Annotated in this window: 17 protein-coding genes; 15 read left to right on the top strand and 2 right to left on the bottom strand. The window is 63.7% G+C overall.

Going from position 1 to position 16,690, the window contains the following annotated elements; all coding sequences use genetic code 11:
• Positions 1–100: 100 nt before the first annotated feature.
• From ACP2YP_RS04325 to ACP2YP_RS04310, 4 genes are all read left to right on the top strand, one after another.
• Positions 101–1,693, top strand: coding sequence for a GMC family oxidoreductase (locus tag ACP2YP_RS04325; RefSeq protein ID WP_426422517.1), 1,593 nt, complete (start codon positions 101–103; stop codon positions 1,691–1,693).
• Positions 1,694–2,026: 333 nt separating this feature from the next.
• Positions 2,027–2,539 carry a CvpA family protein gene (locus tag ACP2YP_RS04320; protein WP_426422515.1) on the top strand — a complete coding sequence of 171 codons (513 nt, stop codon included), beginning with the start codon at positions 2,027–2,029 and terminating at the stop codon, positions 2,537–2,539.
• Positions 2,540–2,665: 126 nt separating this feature from the next.
• Positions 2,666–3,448: an SDR family oxidoreductase gene (locus ACP2YP_RS04315; protein WP_014498394.1), complete on the top strand. Its 783-nt coding sequence runs from the start codon at positions 2,666–2,668 to the stop codon at positions 3,446–3,448.
• 95 nt (positions 3,449–3,543) lie between these two features.
• Positions 3,544–4,533, top strand: a complete 990-nt coding sequence (locus ACP2YP_RS04310; protein ID WP_426422513.1) for an NADPH:quinone reductase — start codon at positions 3,544–3,546, stop codon at positions 4,531–4,533.
• Between the two features lie 3 nt (positions 4,534–4,536).
• Here the strand turns inward: ACP2YP_RS04310 and ACP2YP_RS04305 are convergent, their stop codons facing one another.
• Positions 4,537–4,968, bottom strand: a complete 432-nt coding sequence (locus tag ACP2YP_RS04305) for a DUF3775 domain-containing protein (protein WP_426422511.1) — start codon at positions 4,966–4,968, stop codon at positions 4,537–4,539.
• A gap of 123 nt (positions 4,969–5,091) precedes the next feature.
• Here ACP2YP_RS04305 and ACP2YP_RS04300 point away from each other — a divergent pair, with 123 nt between their 5' ends.
• From ACP2YP_RS04300 to ACP2YP_RS04270, 7 genes are all read left to right on the top strand, one after another.
• Positions 5,092–5,943 carry an MBL fold metallo-hydrolase gene (locus tag ACP2YP_RS04300; protein WP_426422509.1) on the top strand — a complete coding sequence of 284 codons (852 nt, stop codon included), beginning with the start codon at positions 5,092–5,094 and terminating at the stop codon, positions 5,941–5,943.
• 207 nt (positions 5,944–6,150) lie between these two features.
• Positions 6,151–6,993, top strand: coding sequence for a fumarylacetoacetate hydrolase family protein (locus ACP2YP_RS04295; protein WP_426422507.1), 843 nt, complete (start codon positions 6,151–6,153; stop codon positions 6,991–6,993).
• Between the two features lie 184 nt (positions 6,994–7,177).
• Entirely contained in the window at positions 7,178–7,789 is a 612-nt protein-coding gene (locus ACP2YP_RS04290; protein WP_426422506.1) for a glutathione S-transferase family protein, read from the top strand.
• A gap of 25 nt (positions 7,790–7,814) precedes the next feature.
• Positions 7,815–9,005 carry a serine hydrolase domain-containing protein gene (locus ACP2YP_RS04285; protein WP_426422505.1) on the top strand — a complete coding sequence of 397 codons (1,191 nt, stop codon included), beginning with the start codon at positions 7,815–7,817 and terminating at the stop codon, positions 9,003–9,005.
• Between the two features lie 30 nt (positions 9,006–9,035).
• On the top strand, positions 9,036–9,905 hold the full coding sequence (locus ACP2YP_RS04280; protein ID WP_426422503.1) for an MBL fold metallo-hydrolase: 870 nt from the start codon (positions 9,036–9,038) through the stop codon (positions 9,903–9,905).
• 132 nt (positions 9,906–10,037) lie between these two features.
• A complete protein-coding gene (locus ACP2YP_RS04275) occupies positions 10,038–11,195 on the top strand; it encodes an alpha/beta hydrolase (RefSeq protein ID WP_426422502.1) in 1,158 nt (385 codons plus the stop codon).
• Positions 11,196–11,306: 111 nt separating this feature from the next.
• Positions 11,307–11,687, top strand: coding sequence for a hypothetical protein (locus ACP2YP_RS04270; protein ID WP_426422500.1), 381 nt, complete (start codon positions 11,307–11,309; stop codon positions 11,685–11,687).
• 145 nt (positions 11,688–11,832) lie between these two features.
• On the opposite strand, the gene ACP2YP_RS04265 is transcribed toward ACP2YP_RS04270, so the two are convergent.
• Positions 11,833–12,555, bottom strand: a complete 723-nt coding sequence (locus ACP2YP_RS04265) for a hypothetical protein (protein WP_426422498.1) — start codon at positions 12,553–12,555, stop codon at positions 11,833–11,835.
• Between the two features lie 166 nt (positions 12,556–12,721).
• On the opposite strand from ACP2YP_RS04265, the gene mbfA reads away from it, so the two are divergent.
• The 4 genes from mbfA to ACP2YP_RS04245 all read left to right on the top strand — a co-directional run bounded on the left by mbfA (position 12,722) and on the right by ACP2YP_RS04245 (position 16,687).
• Positions 12,722–13,693: an iron exporter MbfA gene (gene mbfA, locus ACP2YP_RS04260; protein WP_426422497.1), complete on the top strand. Its 972-nt coding sequence runs from the start codon at positions 12,722–12,724 to the stop codon at positions 13,691–13,693.
• A gap of 3 nt (positions 13,694–13,696) precedes the next feature.
• Positions 13,697–14,563 (top strand): hypothetical protein, encoded by an 867-nt coding sequence (locus tag ACP2YP_RS04255; protein WP_426422495.1) that lies wholly within the window; start codon positions 13,697–13,699, stop codon positions 14,561–14,563.
• Positions 14,564–14,593: 30 nt separating this feature from the next.
• A complete protein-coding gene (locus tag ACP2YP_RS04250; protein ID WP_426422493.1) occupies positions 14,594–15,124 on the top strand; it encodes a cytochrome b in 531 nt (176 codons plus the stop codon).
• Positions 15,125–15,214: 90 nt separating this feature from the next.
• A complete protein-coding gene (locus ACP2YP_RS04245; protein ID WP_426422491.1) occupies positions 15,215–16,687 on the top strand; it encodes an amidase in 1,473 nt (490 codons plus the stop codon).
• Positions 16,688–16,690 lie beyond the last annotated feature (3 nt).

Raw genomic sequence — 16,690 nt, 5'->3', positions numbered from 1 at the left:
CATCGAACCCGGAATCCATTTCGCCACGCGTATGCGGATGAATGGATTCCGGGCTCGCGCTTCGCGCGCCCCGGAATGACAAAAAGAGGGGGAAACATCAGTGATTGACACATTCGATTTCGTCGTCGTGGGCGCGGGCTCCGGCGGTTGCGCGGTGGCGGGGCGGCTGTCGGAGGACGCTGCAACATCCGTGGCGCTGCTCGATGCCGGCGGGCGGAACGACAATTGGCGGATCACCACGCCGTTCGGGCTCGCCTTGCCATACAAGGCGGCCAACTGGGCCTTCGATACCGTGCCGCAGAAGGGATTGAACGGCCGGATCGGCTATCAACCGCGCGGCAAGGGCCTCGGCGGCTCCTCGGCGATCAACGCCATGGTCTACATCCGCGGCAACAAATGGGACTACGACCACTGGGCCTCGCTTGGCAATGCCGGCTGGTCGTACGCGGACGTGCTGCCCTATTTCAAGCGCTCGGAGAACAACAGCGATTTCGACGGCGCGTATCACGGCAAGGGCGGCCCGCTGCATGTCAACAGGCTGCGCTCGAACAACCCGATCCATGACATCTTCCATCAGGCCGCGCGCGAGGCGCAGTTCCGCATCCGCGATGACTTCAATGAAGAGGACCACGAAGGGCTCGGCAGCTATCAGGTGACGCAGCACAAGGGCGAGCGCTGGAGCGCGGCACGCGCCTATCTGCAGCCTCACATCGACAAGCGCGCGAATCTGCGCGTCGAGACGGGGGCGCACGCCACGAAAATCCTGTTCGAAGGTGGGCGCGCGGTCGGCATCGAATATGTGCAGGGCAAGCAGACGAAACAGCTGCGCGCGCGCCGCGAGGTGATCCTTGCCGGCGGCGCCTTCCAGTCGCCGCAATTGCTGATGCTGTCGGGCATCGGCGATGGCGAGGCGCTTCGTGCGCACGGCATCGGCGTCGTGCATCATTTGCCGGGCGTCGGGCGCAATCTGCAGGACCATCCGGATTTCGTGTTCGTCTACGCCTCCGACTATCCGCACTTCGTTCACTCGTCGCTTGGCCGGTTGCCATCCCTGCTCCGCGCCATCCAGCGATACCGCAGGGAGCGACGCGGCCTGATGACCACCAATTTCGCCGAGTGCGGCGGCTTCCTGAAGACCCGACCCGACATCGACGTGCCTGACATCCAGCTCCACTTCATCATCGCGATGCTCGACGACCACGGCCGCAAGAAGCACAAGGAGGCAGGCTTCTCATGTCACGTCTGCCTGCTCAGGCCGACGAGCCGCGGCAGCGTGTGGCTGAAAAGCGCCGATCCGCTCGCTGCACCCATGATCGATCCGAACTTCCTGGGCGAGGCGGAGGATCTCGAGGCGATGGTCGCGGGCTTCAAGACCACGCGGCGGCTGATGGAGACGCCCGCGTTGCGCGCGTTGCAGAAGAAGGACATGTTCACATCCGATGTGCGAACGGACGACGACATCCGCGCCATCCTGCGCAATCGCGTCGACACCGTCTATCACCCGGTCGGCACCTGCAAGATGGGCACGGACGCGATGGCTGTGGTCGATCCGAAGCTGAAGGTGCAGGGCGTGGACGGCCTGCGCGTCGTCGACGCCTCGATCATGCCGACGCTGATCGGCGGCAACACCAATGCGCCGACGATCATGATCGGGGAGAAGGCGGCGGATATGATCCGGGCCGAGGTGCGATAGCTGTTTTCCCTCTCCCCGTTCGTACGGGGAGAGGGTTGGGGTGAGGGGCCTCTATCCGCAAGCAAAATGAGAGTTGGACTCGCGGAGAGTCCCCCTCACCCGGATTGCATCTTCGATGCAATCCGGCCTCTCCCCGCAAGCGGGCCGCAAGCGGGGAGAGGCGAAGAAAGGCCCGAGCGCCGGTCACGCGGATGGTTTCTTTACCGAGGTCGAATAGGCCTGATATCGCGCGGTCCCTGAACTCTCGGAGAGAAAAAATACCGACGATTTTAGCGATCTGAAACCGGAACGATCGGTTCGGCGTTCACTCGTTCCATCGACAGGGTTGCGCTCATGAATAGCTTCGATCTCGCGGTCTATGCGGCGCTCGCCATCGCGATCGGATTCGGGTTCAAGACGGGCCTGCTCCGCAGCGCCATGACCATTCTCGCCTATCTCCTCGCGGCCCCCATTGCGGTGTCGCTGATGCCGATGATCGTCCCGCAGGTCGCCGGCAATCCGAATGCGCCGCAGTTCCAGAACTGGATCTGGTTCTTCGGCATCTTCCTGGTCGTCGGCATGTTGCTCGGATATATCGGCCGCTTCGTGCTCGACGATACGATCCGCGACACCGGGATCGGCGACCGCCTCGGCGGCGCCGCGCTCGGCGCCATCCGGGTCGGGCTCGTCGCCACCACGCTGGTGCTGGTGTTCGACCAGATCGTGCCGGCCAACCGCCAGCCGCCCTTCCTCGCCGGCTCGCGTCTGCGGCCGCTGTTCTCGGCGGTCGGACAGATGGGCTTCAAGTCGCTGCCGCCGGAGGCCGCCGCCGCGATCGACCGCCTCAAGCAGGAGCGGCACATCTAGTCCGCATTTGCATCGCCCTGCCGCGCGCCATGCATTTTGACGCGGCTCCGTCTCTTATCAGCGGCACCACAGTTGGCTAGAGTGCGGCCCGTCCAAAAACCTGCCTGACATTACGGGAGTGAAACAGTGGATCTTGGGATCAAAGGTCGCCGCGCCATCGTCTGCGCATCCAGCAAGGGCTTGGGGCGCGCCTGCGCTATCTCGCTGGCCGAAGCCGGCGTTGACGTCACGCTGACCGCGCGCGGCGCCGAGGCGCTGAAGAAGACGGCCGACGACATCCGCAAGGCCTATCCGGGCGTGAAGGTCACCGAGATCGTCGGCGACATCACGACGCCTGCGGGGCGCGAAGCCGTGCTCAAGGCCTGCCCCGAGCCGGACATTCTGATCAACAATGCCGGCGGCCCGCCGCCCGGCGATTTCCGCAACTGGACCCGCGACGACTGGATCAAGGCGATCGACGCCAACATGCTCACGCCGATCGAGCTGATCAAGTCGACCGTCGACGGCATGATGGCGCGCAAGTTCGGCCGCATCGTCAACATCACCTCGGCCGCGGTGAAGGCGCCGATCGACATTCTCGGCCTTTCCAACGGCGCGCGCGCCGGCCTCACCGGCTTCATCGCCGGCCTGTCGCGCAAGACCGTGATCAACAACGTCACCATCAACGGCCTGTTGCCGGGCCCGTTCGAGACGGACCGCCTGACCGGCACGGCGAAGGCCGAGGCCGACAAGCGCGGCACGACGCCCGAGCAGATTTTGGCCGAGCGCGCAAAACTCAATCCGGCCGGCCGATTCGGCCAACCCGACGAGTTCGGCTATGCCTGCGCCTTCCTTTGCGGCGCCAAGGCCGGCTTCATCACCGGCCAGAACATTCTGCTCGACGGCGGCGCCTTCCCCGGCACGCTGTGAGGGCGATGCTGCTTTCAACCTCTCCCCAGCGGGGAGAGGTGGATTCCCGATGCCGTGCCTACTTACCCCAAACTTCAACTCGGAAAGTAGTCCAGATGAGAGCGGTCTGGTACGAGCAGACGGGACCGGCGGCGGACGTCCTCACCTATGGTGAGACGGCGACGCCGGTCGCGGGCCCGGGCGAAGTTCGCATCCGCCTGGAAGCTTCCGGCGTCAACCCGGCCGATGTCGGCCGGCGCGGCGGCAGTTATCGCGCAATGGACTATCCGCGCGTGATTCCGAACAGCGACGGCGCGGGCTTCGTCGACCAGATTGGCGACGCCGTCACACGCTTCAAGATCGGCGAGCGCGTCTGGCTGTTCAACGGCCAGCGCAACGGCCGCGCGTTCGGCACGGCGGCGGAATATATCGCGCTCGCCGAGCAGCTGGTAACGCCGCTGCCGGACAATCTCTCCTTCGCGGAAGGTGCAACGCTCGGAATCCCGGCGATGACCGCGTGGTGCAGCCTGTTTGCGGACGGGCCGATCGTCGGCAAGTCCGTGCTCGTCACCGGAGGCGCCGGCGCGGTCGGCCATTATGCCGTGCAGCTCGCGAAATGGGGCGGCGCACAGGTGATCGCAACCGTCAGCTCGGCGATGAAGGGCGAGCAGGCGCGGCGCGCCGGCGCCGATCTCGTGGTCAATTACAGGGATGAGGACGTCGTTGCGAAAGCGATGGCCTTTACCGGCGGGCGCGGTGTCGACCGCGTCGTCGATGTCGATTTCGGCGGCAACATCGCGACGACGCTGAAGCTGATGGCGATGAATTCGACGATCGCGGTCTATGCCACCAACGGCAACCGCACGCCAACGTTGCCGATGCGCGAGCTGATGGAGAAGTGCATCGCGCTGCGCGCGCTGGTGTTGTTCGCATTGCCGCCGGCGCTGCTCGCGGCAGCGCAGGCGGACATTTCAAAATGGCTGGCGGCGGGGCCGCGGATCCACACTATCGCGGCGCAGTTCGCGCTGTCGGATACGGCGCAGGCTCACCTCGCCGTCGAGAAGGGCGACAAGCTCGGCACCGTGATCGTCGACTGCGCGCGGTAGAGACTACGAGACCGGCGTCGTCCGCTCGTCGCTCCAGTCGATGCCGAGCTCGTCCATGCCGTCGGCGAGCAGATCACCCAGCATCGGCTCACCCAGCAGATATTGCACCGTCTCGCGCCGGGGTGCCTTGTACTCGGCGCGGGCCTCGACCGCGCGGCCGCGCAGATCGTCCCACTCCTCCACATCGCCGTCGCCGCGGCCGAGCCACATCAGCGTGACCAGGTCGAGCTGCTCGTCCTCGTTCAGCGCCCCGATGAAGCCAGCAAGCTCGGCTGCGACCGGATCGGAATTGGTGTCCTCGAGCACGTCAATCTCATCGTCATCGGCAGCATTCGAACCGGAATCCTGGTCCGACGCCGCGTCCTTGACGTCGAATTCGCGGGCCTTCTCGATGATGAAGGCGACCTTCTCGGCGGAAATGGCAAGCTCGGGCATGGGCTCCCCCTTTGGATCTCGATGGGTTCCCGCGATAACGCAACATCACGGCAGATGATCCATTGCGTTCGACGGCGGAAGACCGCATCTTTCGCGAAAGCAAAAAAATGAGGGGCTCGCCCGATGCAGTGGAAGGTAGGCCGGGTCAAAATCACTGAGGTGGTGGAATTGGAGACGGTCGGCTCCACCCGTTTCATCCTGCCGCTGGCCAGCAACGACGAAATCCGGAAGCTGCCCTGGCTGATCCCGCATTTCGCCACCGAAGAAGGCCGGCTGAAAATGTCGATCCATTCGCTGGTGGTGGAGACGCCGTCGCGCCGGATCGTCGTCGATACCGGGCTCGGCAACGACAAGCAGGGCCGCAACGCCCCGATCTGGAATAACCGCAACACACCGTTCCTGGAGATGATGGCGGCGGCGGGCTTCGAGCCCGACAGCATCGACACCGTGCTATGCACGCATCTTCACGTCGACCATGTCGGCTGGAATACGAAACTTGTCGGCGGCAAGTGGGTGCCGGCCTTCCCGAAGGCGCGTTACGTGTTCGGCCGAACCGAATACGAGCATTGGCGCGACCACTCGACCGAGCTGGACAAGCAAGCGGTCTTTAACGATTCCGTGAAGCCGATCGTCGATGCCGGCCGCGCCGATCTGATCGCGAGCGACCACCGGCTCAGCGAGGAGATCAGCACGATCCCGACGCCCGGCCACAGCCCCGGCCATATGAGCATTCTGATCCAGTCCGACGGCGAGCAGGGGCTGCTGACCGGCGATGTCGCCCATCACCCCTGCCAGATGGCACATCTCGGCTGGTCCTCGACTGCGGATTCCGACCAGACCCAGTCGGCCGCGACAAGGGCCGCGCTGTTCGGCCGGTTTGCCGATACGCAGACGCTGGTGATCGGCGGGCATTTCTCGGCCGGGCATATCCGGCGGGAGGGCGATGCGTTCAGGTTTGTGGCGGTGGGATCGTAGCAATCGTAGGGTGGGCAAAGCGAAGCGTGCCCACCATCGCGGGCCAACAGGAAGAAGTGGTGGGCACGGCGCTTCGCGCCTTTGCCCACCCTACGATCGCCTGAATCGGAGGTCTGCAATGCACCCCATTTTCGGCGGTTGAATTTCCCGCCGCGCTGTTCCATGAAGTTATTTAACCGATCAGTCCATCCCAAGGGAGAAACGAGAATGAAGCTTGTTCGTTACGGCGAAAAGGGTGCGGAAAAGCCCGGCCTGATCGACAAATCCGGCCAGTTGCGCGACCTGTCGGCGCATGTGAAGGACCTCACCGGCGAGGCTTATTCGCCTGATACCCTGAAGCAGCTCGCCGCCATCGACCCGGCCTCGCTGCCCACCGTCTCCGGCAAGCCGCGGTTCGGCGCGCCCGTCACCGGCATCTCGAAATTCGTCGCGATCGGCCTCAACTACAGCGACCACGCCAAGGAGACCGGCGCCGCCATTCCGACCGAGCCGATCATCTTCATGAAGGCCAACACCTCGCTGTCCGGCCCGAACGACAAGGTCGAGAAGCCGCGCGGCTCGACCAAGCTCGACTGGGAAGTCGAGATCGCCGCGATCATCGGCACCCAGGCAAAATACATCTCGGAAGCCGATGCACTGAACTACGTAGCCGGCTATTGCGTCTGCAACGATGTCTCCGAGCGCAACTTCCAGACCGAGCGCCTGGGTCAGTGGACCAAGGGCAAGTCGCACGACACCTTTGGCCCGGTCGGACCATGGCTTGCGACCAAGGACGAGATCAAGGACGTGCAGAACCTGTCGATGTGGCTCGACGTCAATGGTCAGCGCCGCCAGACCGGCTCGACCAAGACCATGATCTTCTCGATGGCCAAGTGCATCTCCTACGTCTCGCAGTTCATGACCCTACTGCCGGGCGACATCATCACCACCGGCACCCCGCCCGGCGTCGGCCTCGGCATGAAGCCGCCGACCTTCCTCAATGTCGGCGACGTCGTGACGCTCGGCATCGAAGGCCTCGGCGAGCAGCGCCAGGAGATTGTTGCGGCTTGAGGTCTCCCCTCATCCTGAGGAGCGCGCAACGCGCGCGTCTCGAAGGATGCGCCAAGAACATGGTCACCCGACGTTCGCGCCGGGTGACGAGAGAAGATCTCTCGTTGTCCATCCTTCGAGACGCGCGCCAAAGGGGCGCGCTCCTCAGGATGAGGTCTGTATGTCTGGATAGAGGTCATCCGCCATGAAACTCTCCTTCTCCCAAGCCTCGCCCTTCGCCCGCAAGGTGCGCATTGCCGCGATCGAGCTTGGGCTGATCGACAAGATCGAATTCACGCCCGCAACTGTCGCGCCCGGCACGGCCAACGAGGACTATTCGCGCATCACGCCGCTGAAGAAACTGCCGGTGCTGATCACTGATGACGGTGATGTCATCCTGGATTCCTACGTCATCGTCGAATATCTCAACGAGATGGCCGGCGGCAGCCTGATCCCGGACTACGGTCCGCGGCGCTGGAAGGCCAAGACCAATCACTCGCTGATCAACGGCATGCTCGATTCCATGCTGCTGTGCCGCTACGAAAAGATGGTGCGGCCGCAGGGTCTGCAATGGCAGGCGTGGTCGGACGACCACTGGAACCGGGCCTGGACCGGCATGGCGCGCTTCGAGAACATGCCCGAGGTGCTGAACGGTCCGTTCGACATTTCGCAGATCGGCCTTGTTTGCGTGCTCGGCTATGCCGACTTCCGCTTCGCCGATTGCGGCTGGCGCAAGGCCTATCCAAAGCTCGACGCTTTCCATCAGAAGATGCTGGAGCGGCCGTCGGTGAAGATCTCGGTGCCGCCGGCGGCGTAGGACCGGAACGGCGGGGAGAAGGACGATGCACGCTCGTTTCCTCCGCCTCAGCATTCTCGGCGCGAGCCTCGTGCTCGCGTTGACCGTCTCGGCCACTCCCGTGCAAGCCGACAGCATCGCGCCTGGACAGCGAAACCTCGCCTGCGAATCGCCATCGTCAACCGACGATGGCTGGACGACTGCGTCGCCCGACAGCGTCGGCATGGACGGCGCGCAACTCTGCGGCATCGCTGCACGGCTCGCGCAACGCGCGACCTCGGTCCATTCGGTTGTCGTCGCCCGCCACGGCAAGCTCGTGTTCGAGCAGTATTTTCCCGGCTACGACCAACCTTGGGGACAACCTGAGGGCCAGCACGAATTCACCGCGACGACGAAGCACGACATGCGTTCGGCATCGAAGAGTGTCGTTTCGCTCCTTATCGGCATCGCGATCGATCGCAAGCTGATCGAAGGAGCCGACGAGCCTGTGCTCAAATTCTTCCCCGACCATCAGGCGGTCAAGCAAGCAGGCTGGGAGACCATCACGCTGCGGCATCTGCTGACGATGTCCTCGGGGATGAAATGGGACGAGGCGCGGGCCTGGACCGATCCGAAAAATGACGAGCCGCATCTCACCTTTGAAGCCGATCCGATCGGCTATGTGCTCGCAAGGCCAGTCGCTGCGCCGCCGGATACACTATGGACCTACAATGGCGGCGGAACTGAACTGCTCGGCAACATCCTCGAACGCGTCTCGGGCAGGCCGCTGGAAGCATTTGCGAGCGAGGTACTGTTCCAGCCGCTCGGAATCACCGATTTCGAGTGGAAGGCCTACAAGAACGGCAAGATCGCGGCGGCCGCGGGCCTGCGCCTGCGGCCGCGAGATGCCGCCAAGCTCGGCCAGATCGTGCTCAGCCGCGGGCAGTGGAACGGCCAGCAGATCGTCTCGGCCGAATGGATCGCGCAATCGACCACGCCACGATTCCAGGCGATCGGCTATTTCGGCAGCACGCTGTTCTATGGCTATCAATGGTGGATGGGCCGCTCGCTCGCCGGCGGCAAGGAGATCAAATGGCTCGGCGCCTTCGGCTGGGGCGGGCAACGCATTTTCATCGTACCCGAGCTTGATCTCGTCATGATGACGACCGCCGCGCAATACGGCCAGCCGAAGGAAGGCCTGGCTGCGATCGACATCCTCTCCAACATCGTCATTCCATCCGTGCGTGACGCACGCTGAGTGCAAGTGAAGCGAACAAGGAAAGCGAGCATGAGCCTGAAATACTCGGTCGGCGATCTCACCATCCATCGCATCATCGAGCAGGAAACCTCGTTTTTGCCGGCGCTGGACATGCTGCCGGGACTGACGGCCGAGGTGCTGGCCGAGAACCGGGCGTGGATGAGCGCGGCCAGGGCACTCGACGAGCAGGACGTGCTCCTCCTGTGCTTCCAATCCTATGTTGTGAAGACGCCGCACCACACCATTTTGATCGACAGCTGCATCGGCAATGACAAGCCGCGGCCGCAGCGGCCGAATTGGAACATGAAGACCGACGACACGTACCTGCGCGGGCTCAACGCCGCCGGATTCTCGCCTGACGACATCGACTTCGTGATGTGCACGCATCTGCATGTCGATCACGTCGGCTGGAATACGCGGCTGGAGAACGGCCGCTGGGTGCCGACCTTCCCCAAGGCGCGCTATCTCTTCGCTAAGCAGGAATACGACCATTGGTTCGCAGAGAATGCGAAGGCAGAAATCCCGCCCTTCGCCGACAGCGTGCTGCCGGTGGTCGAGGCCAAGCGGCACGAACTGGTCAGCAACGATCATCAGATCGGCGATCATGTCCGCATCGTGCCGACCCCGGGCCACACGCCCGGCCACATCGCCGTCGCGATGGGACGCGGCAGAGACGACGCCGTGTTCTCCGGCGATCTCATGCACTCGCCGCTGCAGACGCTCTATCCGGAGCTGTCGATCAAGTTCGACGTCGATCCGGCCAAGGCGGCCACGACACGCCGAAGCTTTCTGGAACGCTATTGCGACACCGACACGCTGTGCTGTACCGCGCATTTTCCATCGCCGTCGGTGGGGAAGATCAAGCGCAAGGGCAACGCCTTCGTGTGTGCGGCGGTGTGATTGAGCTGAGATGCCGTAGGGTGGGCAAAGCGAAGCGTGCCCACCACGCCAAACGCGTTAAGAAATGGTGGGCACGGCGCGCGAAGCGCGCGCCTTTGCCCACCCTACGATTCCACCCGGGTGGAGAAAGCAATGACAACACTCCCCGACATCCCCCTGCCCGCCGGCATCCGCTCGCGGACCATCGACGGCATCAACGGCCTGCGCATGCATGTGCTCGAGGCGGGCTTCGAGACCAAGGGCCGTCCCTGCATCCTGCTGCTGCACGGGTTTCCCGAGCTCGCGTTCTCCTGGCGCAAGGTGATGCCGGCGCTCGGCTCGGCCGGCTATCACGTGCTCGCACCCGATCAGCGCGGCTATGGCCGCACCACCGGCTGGACCGCTGATTACGACGGCGATCTCACCCCGTTCTCTCTTCTCAACCTCGCGCGCGATGCGCTCGCCCTGGTGTCGGCGTTCGGCTACAAGCAGGTCGATCTCGCCGGACATGATTTCGGCAGCCCGGTCGCGGCCTGGTGCGCGCTGATCCGGCCCGACGTGTTTCGTTCGGTGACGTTGATGAGCGCGCCGTTCGGCGGAGCGCCGCCGTTGCCCTTCAACACGGTCGATAGTCCCGCGAAGCCGCCGGTCGAAGATCCCGTGCATCGCGACCTTGCCGCGCTGCCGCGCCCGCGCATCCACTATCAATGGTACTATGCGACGCGTGCGGCCAACGCCGACATGCAGCACGCGCCGCAAGGCGTGCATGATTTCCTGCGCGCCTATTATCATCACAAGAGCGCGGACTGGATCGACAACGACCCTTATCCGCTGAAATCGTGGTCGGCGGGCGAGCTCGCAAGGCTGCCGACCTATTACGTGATGGACCTCGGTGAGACCATGGCCGAGACAGTCGCAAAGGAGATGCCCTCGCCGGCCGCGATCGCCGCCAATCGATGGCTGCCGGACAGCGACCTCGCCTATTACAGCGCCGAATATGGCCGCACCGGATTCCAGGGCGGTCTGCAATGGTATCGCTACGGCACATCAGGCATGCTCAACAACGAAATGCAGTTGTTTGCGGGCCGCAGCATCGACGTGCCCTCCTGCTTCATCTCGAGCAGGCAGGACTGGGGCACTTATCAACGCCCCGGCGTGTTCGAGGCGATGCAGACGAGCGCATGCACGAACATGCTCGGTTGCCATCTCGTCGATGGCGCCGGCCATTGGGTGCAGCAGGAGCAGCCGGCCGAAGTGAGCCGCCTGTTGCTGCAATTTCTGCACCGCACTGCCGCGGACCGCACCTCCTGAAGCAGCGCCATGGTGCCGCCATAGGGCGTTCATCCGCAATTCAGGGAACACCCGGCAATATATGGCGTTACGGGATACCGGAGCTGCGTCCGGCGACCATGGAGAACGACGATGGACAAGAAGATCGCTGGACTGTTGGGAGCGGTGGCCGCGCTCGGCACGTTCGGCTCAGCCCAAGCCACGCCCCAAACCACGCCTGCACCGAGTGACGTCCTGCAAGCGAACTCATACGCCGACCTGCTGGAGCCGATTCCGAACGCCGGCGCCCTGCTCCAGGCCATCGACGAAGCGGCCCCGGCGAAAGCGGCCGACAACGTTCAGCTCGCTCAATTTTACCACCATCACCACCATCATCACCACCATCACAGCTTCTATCGCCGCTATCGCTACTATGACGAGGCGCCGGTCGTGGTGGTGCCGCGGTATCGGCGGTACTATCACCACCATCATCACCATCACCACCATCACAGTTTCTATCGCCGCGACTATTGACGTCGCCGACATCCCGGCAGTGAAACGGGCAGGACCTTCAGGTCCTGCCCGTTTTTGCGATCATGACGATCGGGAAAAATCGGCAGAATCACCTACTGCAATCCCCGCGCACAACGGAGGCGGAGATGCAGACGCGGTATCCGCCCTATTCGTTGCGCGCCTTCTCCTTCGCTGCACGGTGCAGGTGCCGGTAAGTGCCGTCAAACACCGTATCCGATGACGACGTCCACTCGGTGCCGGCTGCCAGTTTGGGGCGGCTGTTGTAGATCCGGCGGGCCTGAAGCTCGCGCTCCGCCGCTTCCTCCTCCTCCATCGGCTCAAGCTCGAAGTTGGCCTCCTCGGGAATAACGATGATTTGCGCGAAGGGCTCGTTCGGCCGGAAAATATGGGTTCGCCCCTCGGCCGGCGCCTTGAACACACAGAAGAACATCATCGGCCACCAGTTGCGGATCAGCGCAGGGACCGCGATCGGCACCGTGTCGGTGCGATCGGTATAGAACCGCGGATGCGGCTCCGTGCGGATCGCCATGCCTTTGTCGACCTTGAGATCGAGCAGGATCTGATAGGTGTAGAATGCATCACCAAATTTGCGAAACGGCGGCCATTCCGCTCCGCCTTCCGGCGGCTCACCCCAATCCGCCTCCAGAATCAGGCGGCCGTCCCTCGTCGTGACGTGAAGCTCGAAATCATAGGGGTAGAACAGTTCGATGCCGTATTGCGCGCCTTCGGAAAATGGCACGCAATGCCAGACCTGCTCACCCGAACCATTCGCGCGCGGCTCGCGCTTGCCGGCCCATCCGGGAATTTCGAGCTTGGTGCGGCGCGGCGCCAGCCGCGGATCGTTGAGCCGAAACTTGACCTTGTTCATCATTCACTCCCGCCCACCCTGCCAAGCCGAACCGCTCGGTCGCACCACGGTTCCATGCATTTGTGCGTAGCCAAGAGGTTTGGACTTCGCGGGGTGAATTGACCCTGAATGGATTGCAGCCTATACCAGTTTAGAACTGTTCTAAACTCAAGACAGGCGTTGATCCGTGAAGAATTTTGCCGATTTGACCGAGCGCGAGGTGCTTGCGGTCGCGATCTCCTCCGAGGAGGAGGACAGCCGCATCTATATGAGCTTCGCCGAAGACCTCAAAGAGCGCTATCCGGATTCGGCAAAGCTGTTCGAGCAGATGGCTGAGGAAGAGCGCGGACATCGCCACATGCTGCTGGAAATGTACGAGCAGCGCTTCGGTCCGCACCTGCCGCCCATCCGTCGCGAGGACGTCAAAGGCTTCCTGCGCCGCCGCCCGGTCTGGCTCACCAAGAACCTGCCGCTCGACACCATTCGCAGCGAGGTCGAGACCATGGAGATGCAGGCCGAGCGCTTCTATGTGAAGGCTGCCGAACAGGCGCAGGATGTCGGGGTGCGCCGCCTGCTCGGTGACCTCGCCGAAGCCGAGAAAGGCCACGAGCACACCGCCGCAAAGTTGACGGACCAGATTCTGAACTCCGATGTGCGCGCGGAGGAAGACCGCACCAACCGCCGCCTGTTCGTCCTGCAATACGTCCAGCCCGGCCTCGCAGGCCTGATGGACGGCTCGGTCTCGACACTGGCGCCGCTGTTCGCGGCCGCCTTTGCCACCCACCACAATTGGCAGACGTTTCTGGTCGGCCTCGCCGCCTCGATCGGCGCCGGCATCAGCATGGGCTTTGCCGAGGCGCTGTCGGACGACGGCTCGCTCACAGGGCGCGGCTCGCCATGGCTGCGCGGCGTCACCTGCGGCGCGATGACGACGCTCGGCGGGCTCGGCCATACGATGCCCTATCTCGTGCCGGACGCATGGCCCAACGCATTCTGGATCGCGACCGCAATTGCCGGAATCGTCGTGTTCTTCGAATTGTGGGCGATCGCCTTCATCCGCGCGCGCTACATGGACACGCCGTTCCTTCAGGCGGTGTTCCAGATCGTACTCGGCGGCGCGATCGTGCTGGCGGTCGGGATATTGATCGGGGCGGCCTAGGCGATGGCAAGGCAGCGTTCATCCACCGTCGCGGCCGCAAGCCTGACATGCGCATTGCTCCTGATCGCCTCGAGCGAGGCCGCGCACGCCACCGACGAGATCCAGGTCTATAACGCCGGGATTGCCAATGTCGGCCAGTTCACGATCCAGCAGCACCTCAACTATGTCGCGCTCGGACAGAAGGACCCGCCGTTCCCTGGAGGCTTCCCGTCCAACCACAGCCTCAACGGCACGCCGGAATTTGCCTATGGCATGACCGACTGGTGGGAGCTCGGGCTCTATCTGCCGTTCGCCGTGCAGGACCGGCAATTCCTGTCTGACGCCTTCAAGCTGCGCACGCTGTTCGTCTCGCCGCATGCGGAGCAGCGGAATTTCTTCTATGGCGTGAATTTCGAGCTGAGCTATGAGATGCCCAAATTCGCGCAGACACGATGGGGATTGGAGATCCGCCCGATCATCGGCGTACGCAATTCGCAATATGAGTTCATCGTCAACCCGATCGTCGATATCGGCTTCGGCAGCAAAGGCGAGGCCGTTTTCGCGCCCGCCGCCCGGCTGGCACGCAACTTCGGCAACGATGTGTTCGCCGGCTTCGAATATTACGCCGACTTCGGCGAGATCGGGAATTTCAGCAAGCTTCCCGACCAGCAGCACACGCTGTTTGCCGTCACCGATTTCAAGGCCGGCGTGTTCGATGTGAACTTCGGTGTCGGCTACGGGTTGACGCCGGCGTCTGACCGGTTCGTGGTCAAGACAATCATCGGCTACGCTTTCCCCGTGCCGGGACAGAAACCGGACGCCAACACGCGCATGAGCAGCGGGCCTGTCAATCCGTTCATCCATGCTGCAGCGCGCGGCTTCCAGCCCTGACCGGCGCGGGCACTCAACGCCAGGATCCTCATGACCATCCGCCTTCAATACGGCACTCCCGCCAAATTATTGCACTGGATCATCGTCGCCCTGCTCGCCGTGCAATATCCGATCGGCTGGTTCATGCCGGATATTCATCCGGGCATGAGCCCTGGCGCCGGCATGACGTTTCACCTGTCGATTGGAATGGTAATCCTGGCGCTGACGGCTCTCCGCCTGCTCTGGCGTCTCACCCATCCCGTCGCGCCCGAGAGCTCTCTCCCCGCCTGGAAGCGCTTGTCTTCGGAGGCCGTACACTGGCTGCTATACGCGTTGGTGCTGGCGACAACGATCTCGGGCTGGCTGTTTGCGTCCTTTCGCGGATGGTCTGTTTCATTCTTCTATCTCGTGCCGCTGCCGATGCTCGCGTCCGGCAACGCAGCCGCCGGCCGCACCATCGACGGCCTCCACCAGGCGATGGAATGGGCACTGCTCATCGCCATCGGAATTCACATCGCAGCCGCGCTCGTGCATATCTTCATCTATCGCGACCGCGTGATGCAGCGAATGTTGCCTGGGTAGCACTCTGGACAGATCAACCGCGATCAAACGCCGGTTGCGGCATTCCGCCAAACTGCGCATCATCCCTCCAGTGAAGCGCAGGAGCATGTCGTGGCCAAATCGGAATGGAGTTTCAAGAGCGCGGTCGAGCTGTCGGCCGCTTTGACGGCGAAGAAGGTCTCCGCCGTCGAGCTCACGCAGGACGCGATCGACCGCATCGAACGGCACGACGGCAAGGTCAACGCGATCTGCGCCAGGGACTTCGACCGCGCGCTCGACGCGGCGCGTGCAGCTGACGCGGCCCTTGCCCGCGGCGAGCGCAAGCCGCTGCTTGGCCTGCCGATGACAGTGAAGGAATCCTACAATATCGCCGGCCTGCCGACGACCTGGGGCATTCCCGCGCAGAAGGACTTTATTGCCAAGGAAGACTCGTTGCCGGTCACGCGCGTGAAGGACGCCGGCACCGTCGTTCTCGGCAAGACCAACGTGCCGCTCGGGCTCGGCGACTGGCAGAGCTACAACGATATCTACGGCACCACCAACAACCCCTACGATCTCGGCCGCACGCCGGGCGGCTCCTCCGGCGGCTCCTCGGCGGCGCTCGCCGCGGGCTATGGCCCGCTGTCGATCGGCTCGGATATCGGCGGTTCCTTGCGCGTGCCGGCGTTCCATTGCGGCGTCTACGCGCACAAGCCGACCTTCGACCTCGTCGCCATGCGCGGGCATACCCCGCCGCCGCTGCCGCCCTTGCCTTTCGAGCGCGACCTCTCGGTGATCGGCCCGATGGCGCGCAGCGCCGCCGATCTTTCGCTGGTGCTCGACGTGATGGCCGGGCCAGATCCGATCGATGCCGGCATCGCCTACAAGCTCGAGCTCCCCGCCGCGCGCCACACCGCGTTCAGGGATTTTCGCGTGCTGGTGATCGACACCGATCCGGTGCTGCCAACCGACACCGCCGTGCGCGGCACTATCAACACCCTCGCCGACAACCTCGCCAAATCAGGCGTCAAGATTGAACGCAGCAGTCCGCTACTGCCCGATTTTGCGGCCTCGTCACGGCTCTACATGCGCATGCTGATGTCGTTCCTCGCCGCAAGTTTTGCACCTGACGTCTATGCCGGTGCAAAGGCAGCCGCAGCGGCGCTCCCCGAGGGCGACAACAGTCTCGCCGCGGAACGGCTGCGCGGCATCGCGCTCAGCCACCGCGACTGGCAGATGGCGAACGGCGGGCGCACACGCCTGCGCGCGCAATGGCGCGAGCTGTTCAAGACATATGACGCCGTGATTTGCCCGATCATGCCGACGGCGGCCTATCCGCACGACCATTCGCCTGACCAGGAAACACGGCGCGTCACAATCGACGGCAAGGAGCACGTTTATCCCGACCAGCTCGCCTGGCCCGGCATCGCCACGCTCCCCGGCCTGCCGTCGACCGCGATCCCGACCGGGTTCGCGCCGGATGGCCTGCCGGTCGGCGTTCAGATCGTCGGCCCGTGGCTTGAGGACCGCACGCCGCTGAAACTGGCCGAGCTGATCGAGCGCGAGTTCGGCGGGTTCGTGCGGCCGAAGATGTTTGGCGATTAAGCT

Source organism: Bradyrhizobium genosp. A (genome assembly GCF_049949275.1).
Taxonomy (GTDB): Bacteria; Pseudomonadota; Alphaproteobacteria; order Rhizobiales; family Xanthobacteraceae; genus Bradyrhizobium.
This window is presented reverse-complemented; position numbering and strand designations above follow the sequence as displayed.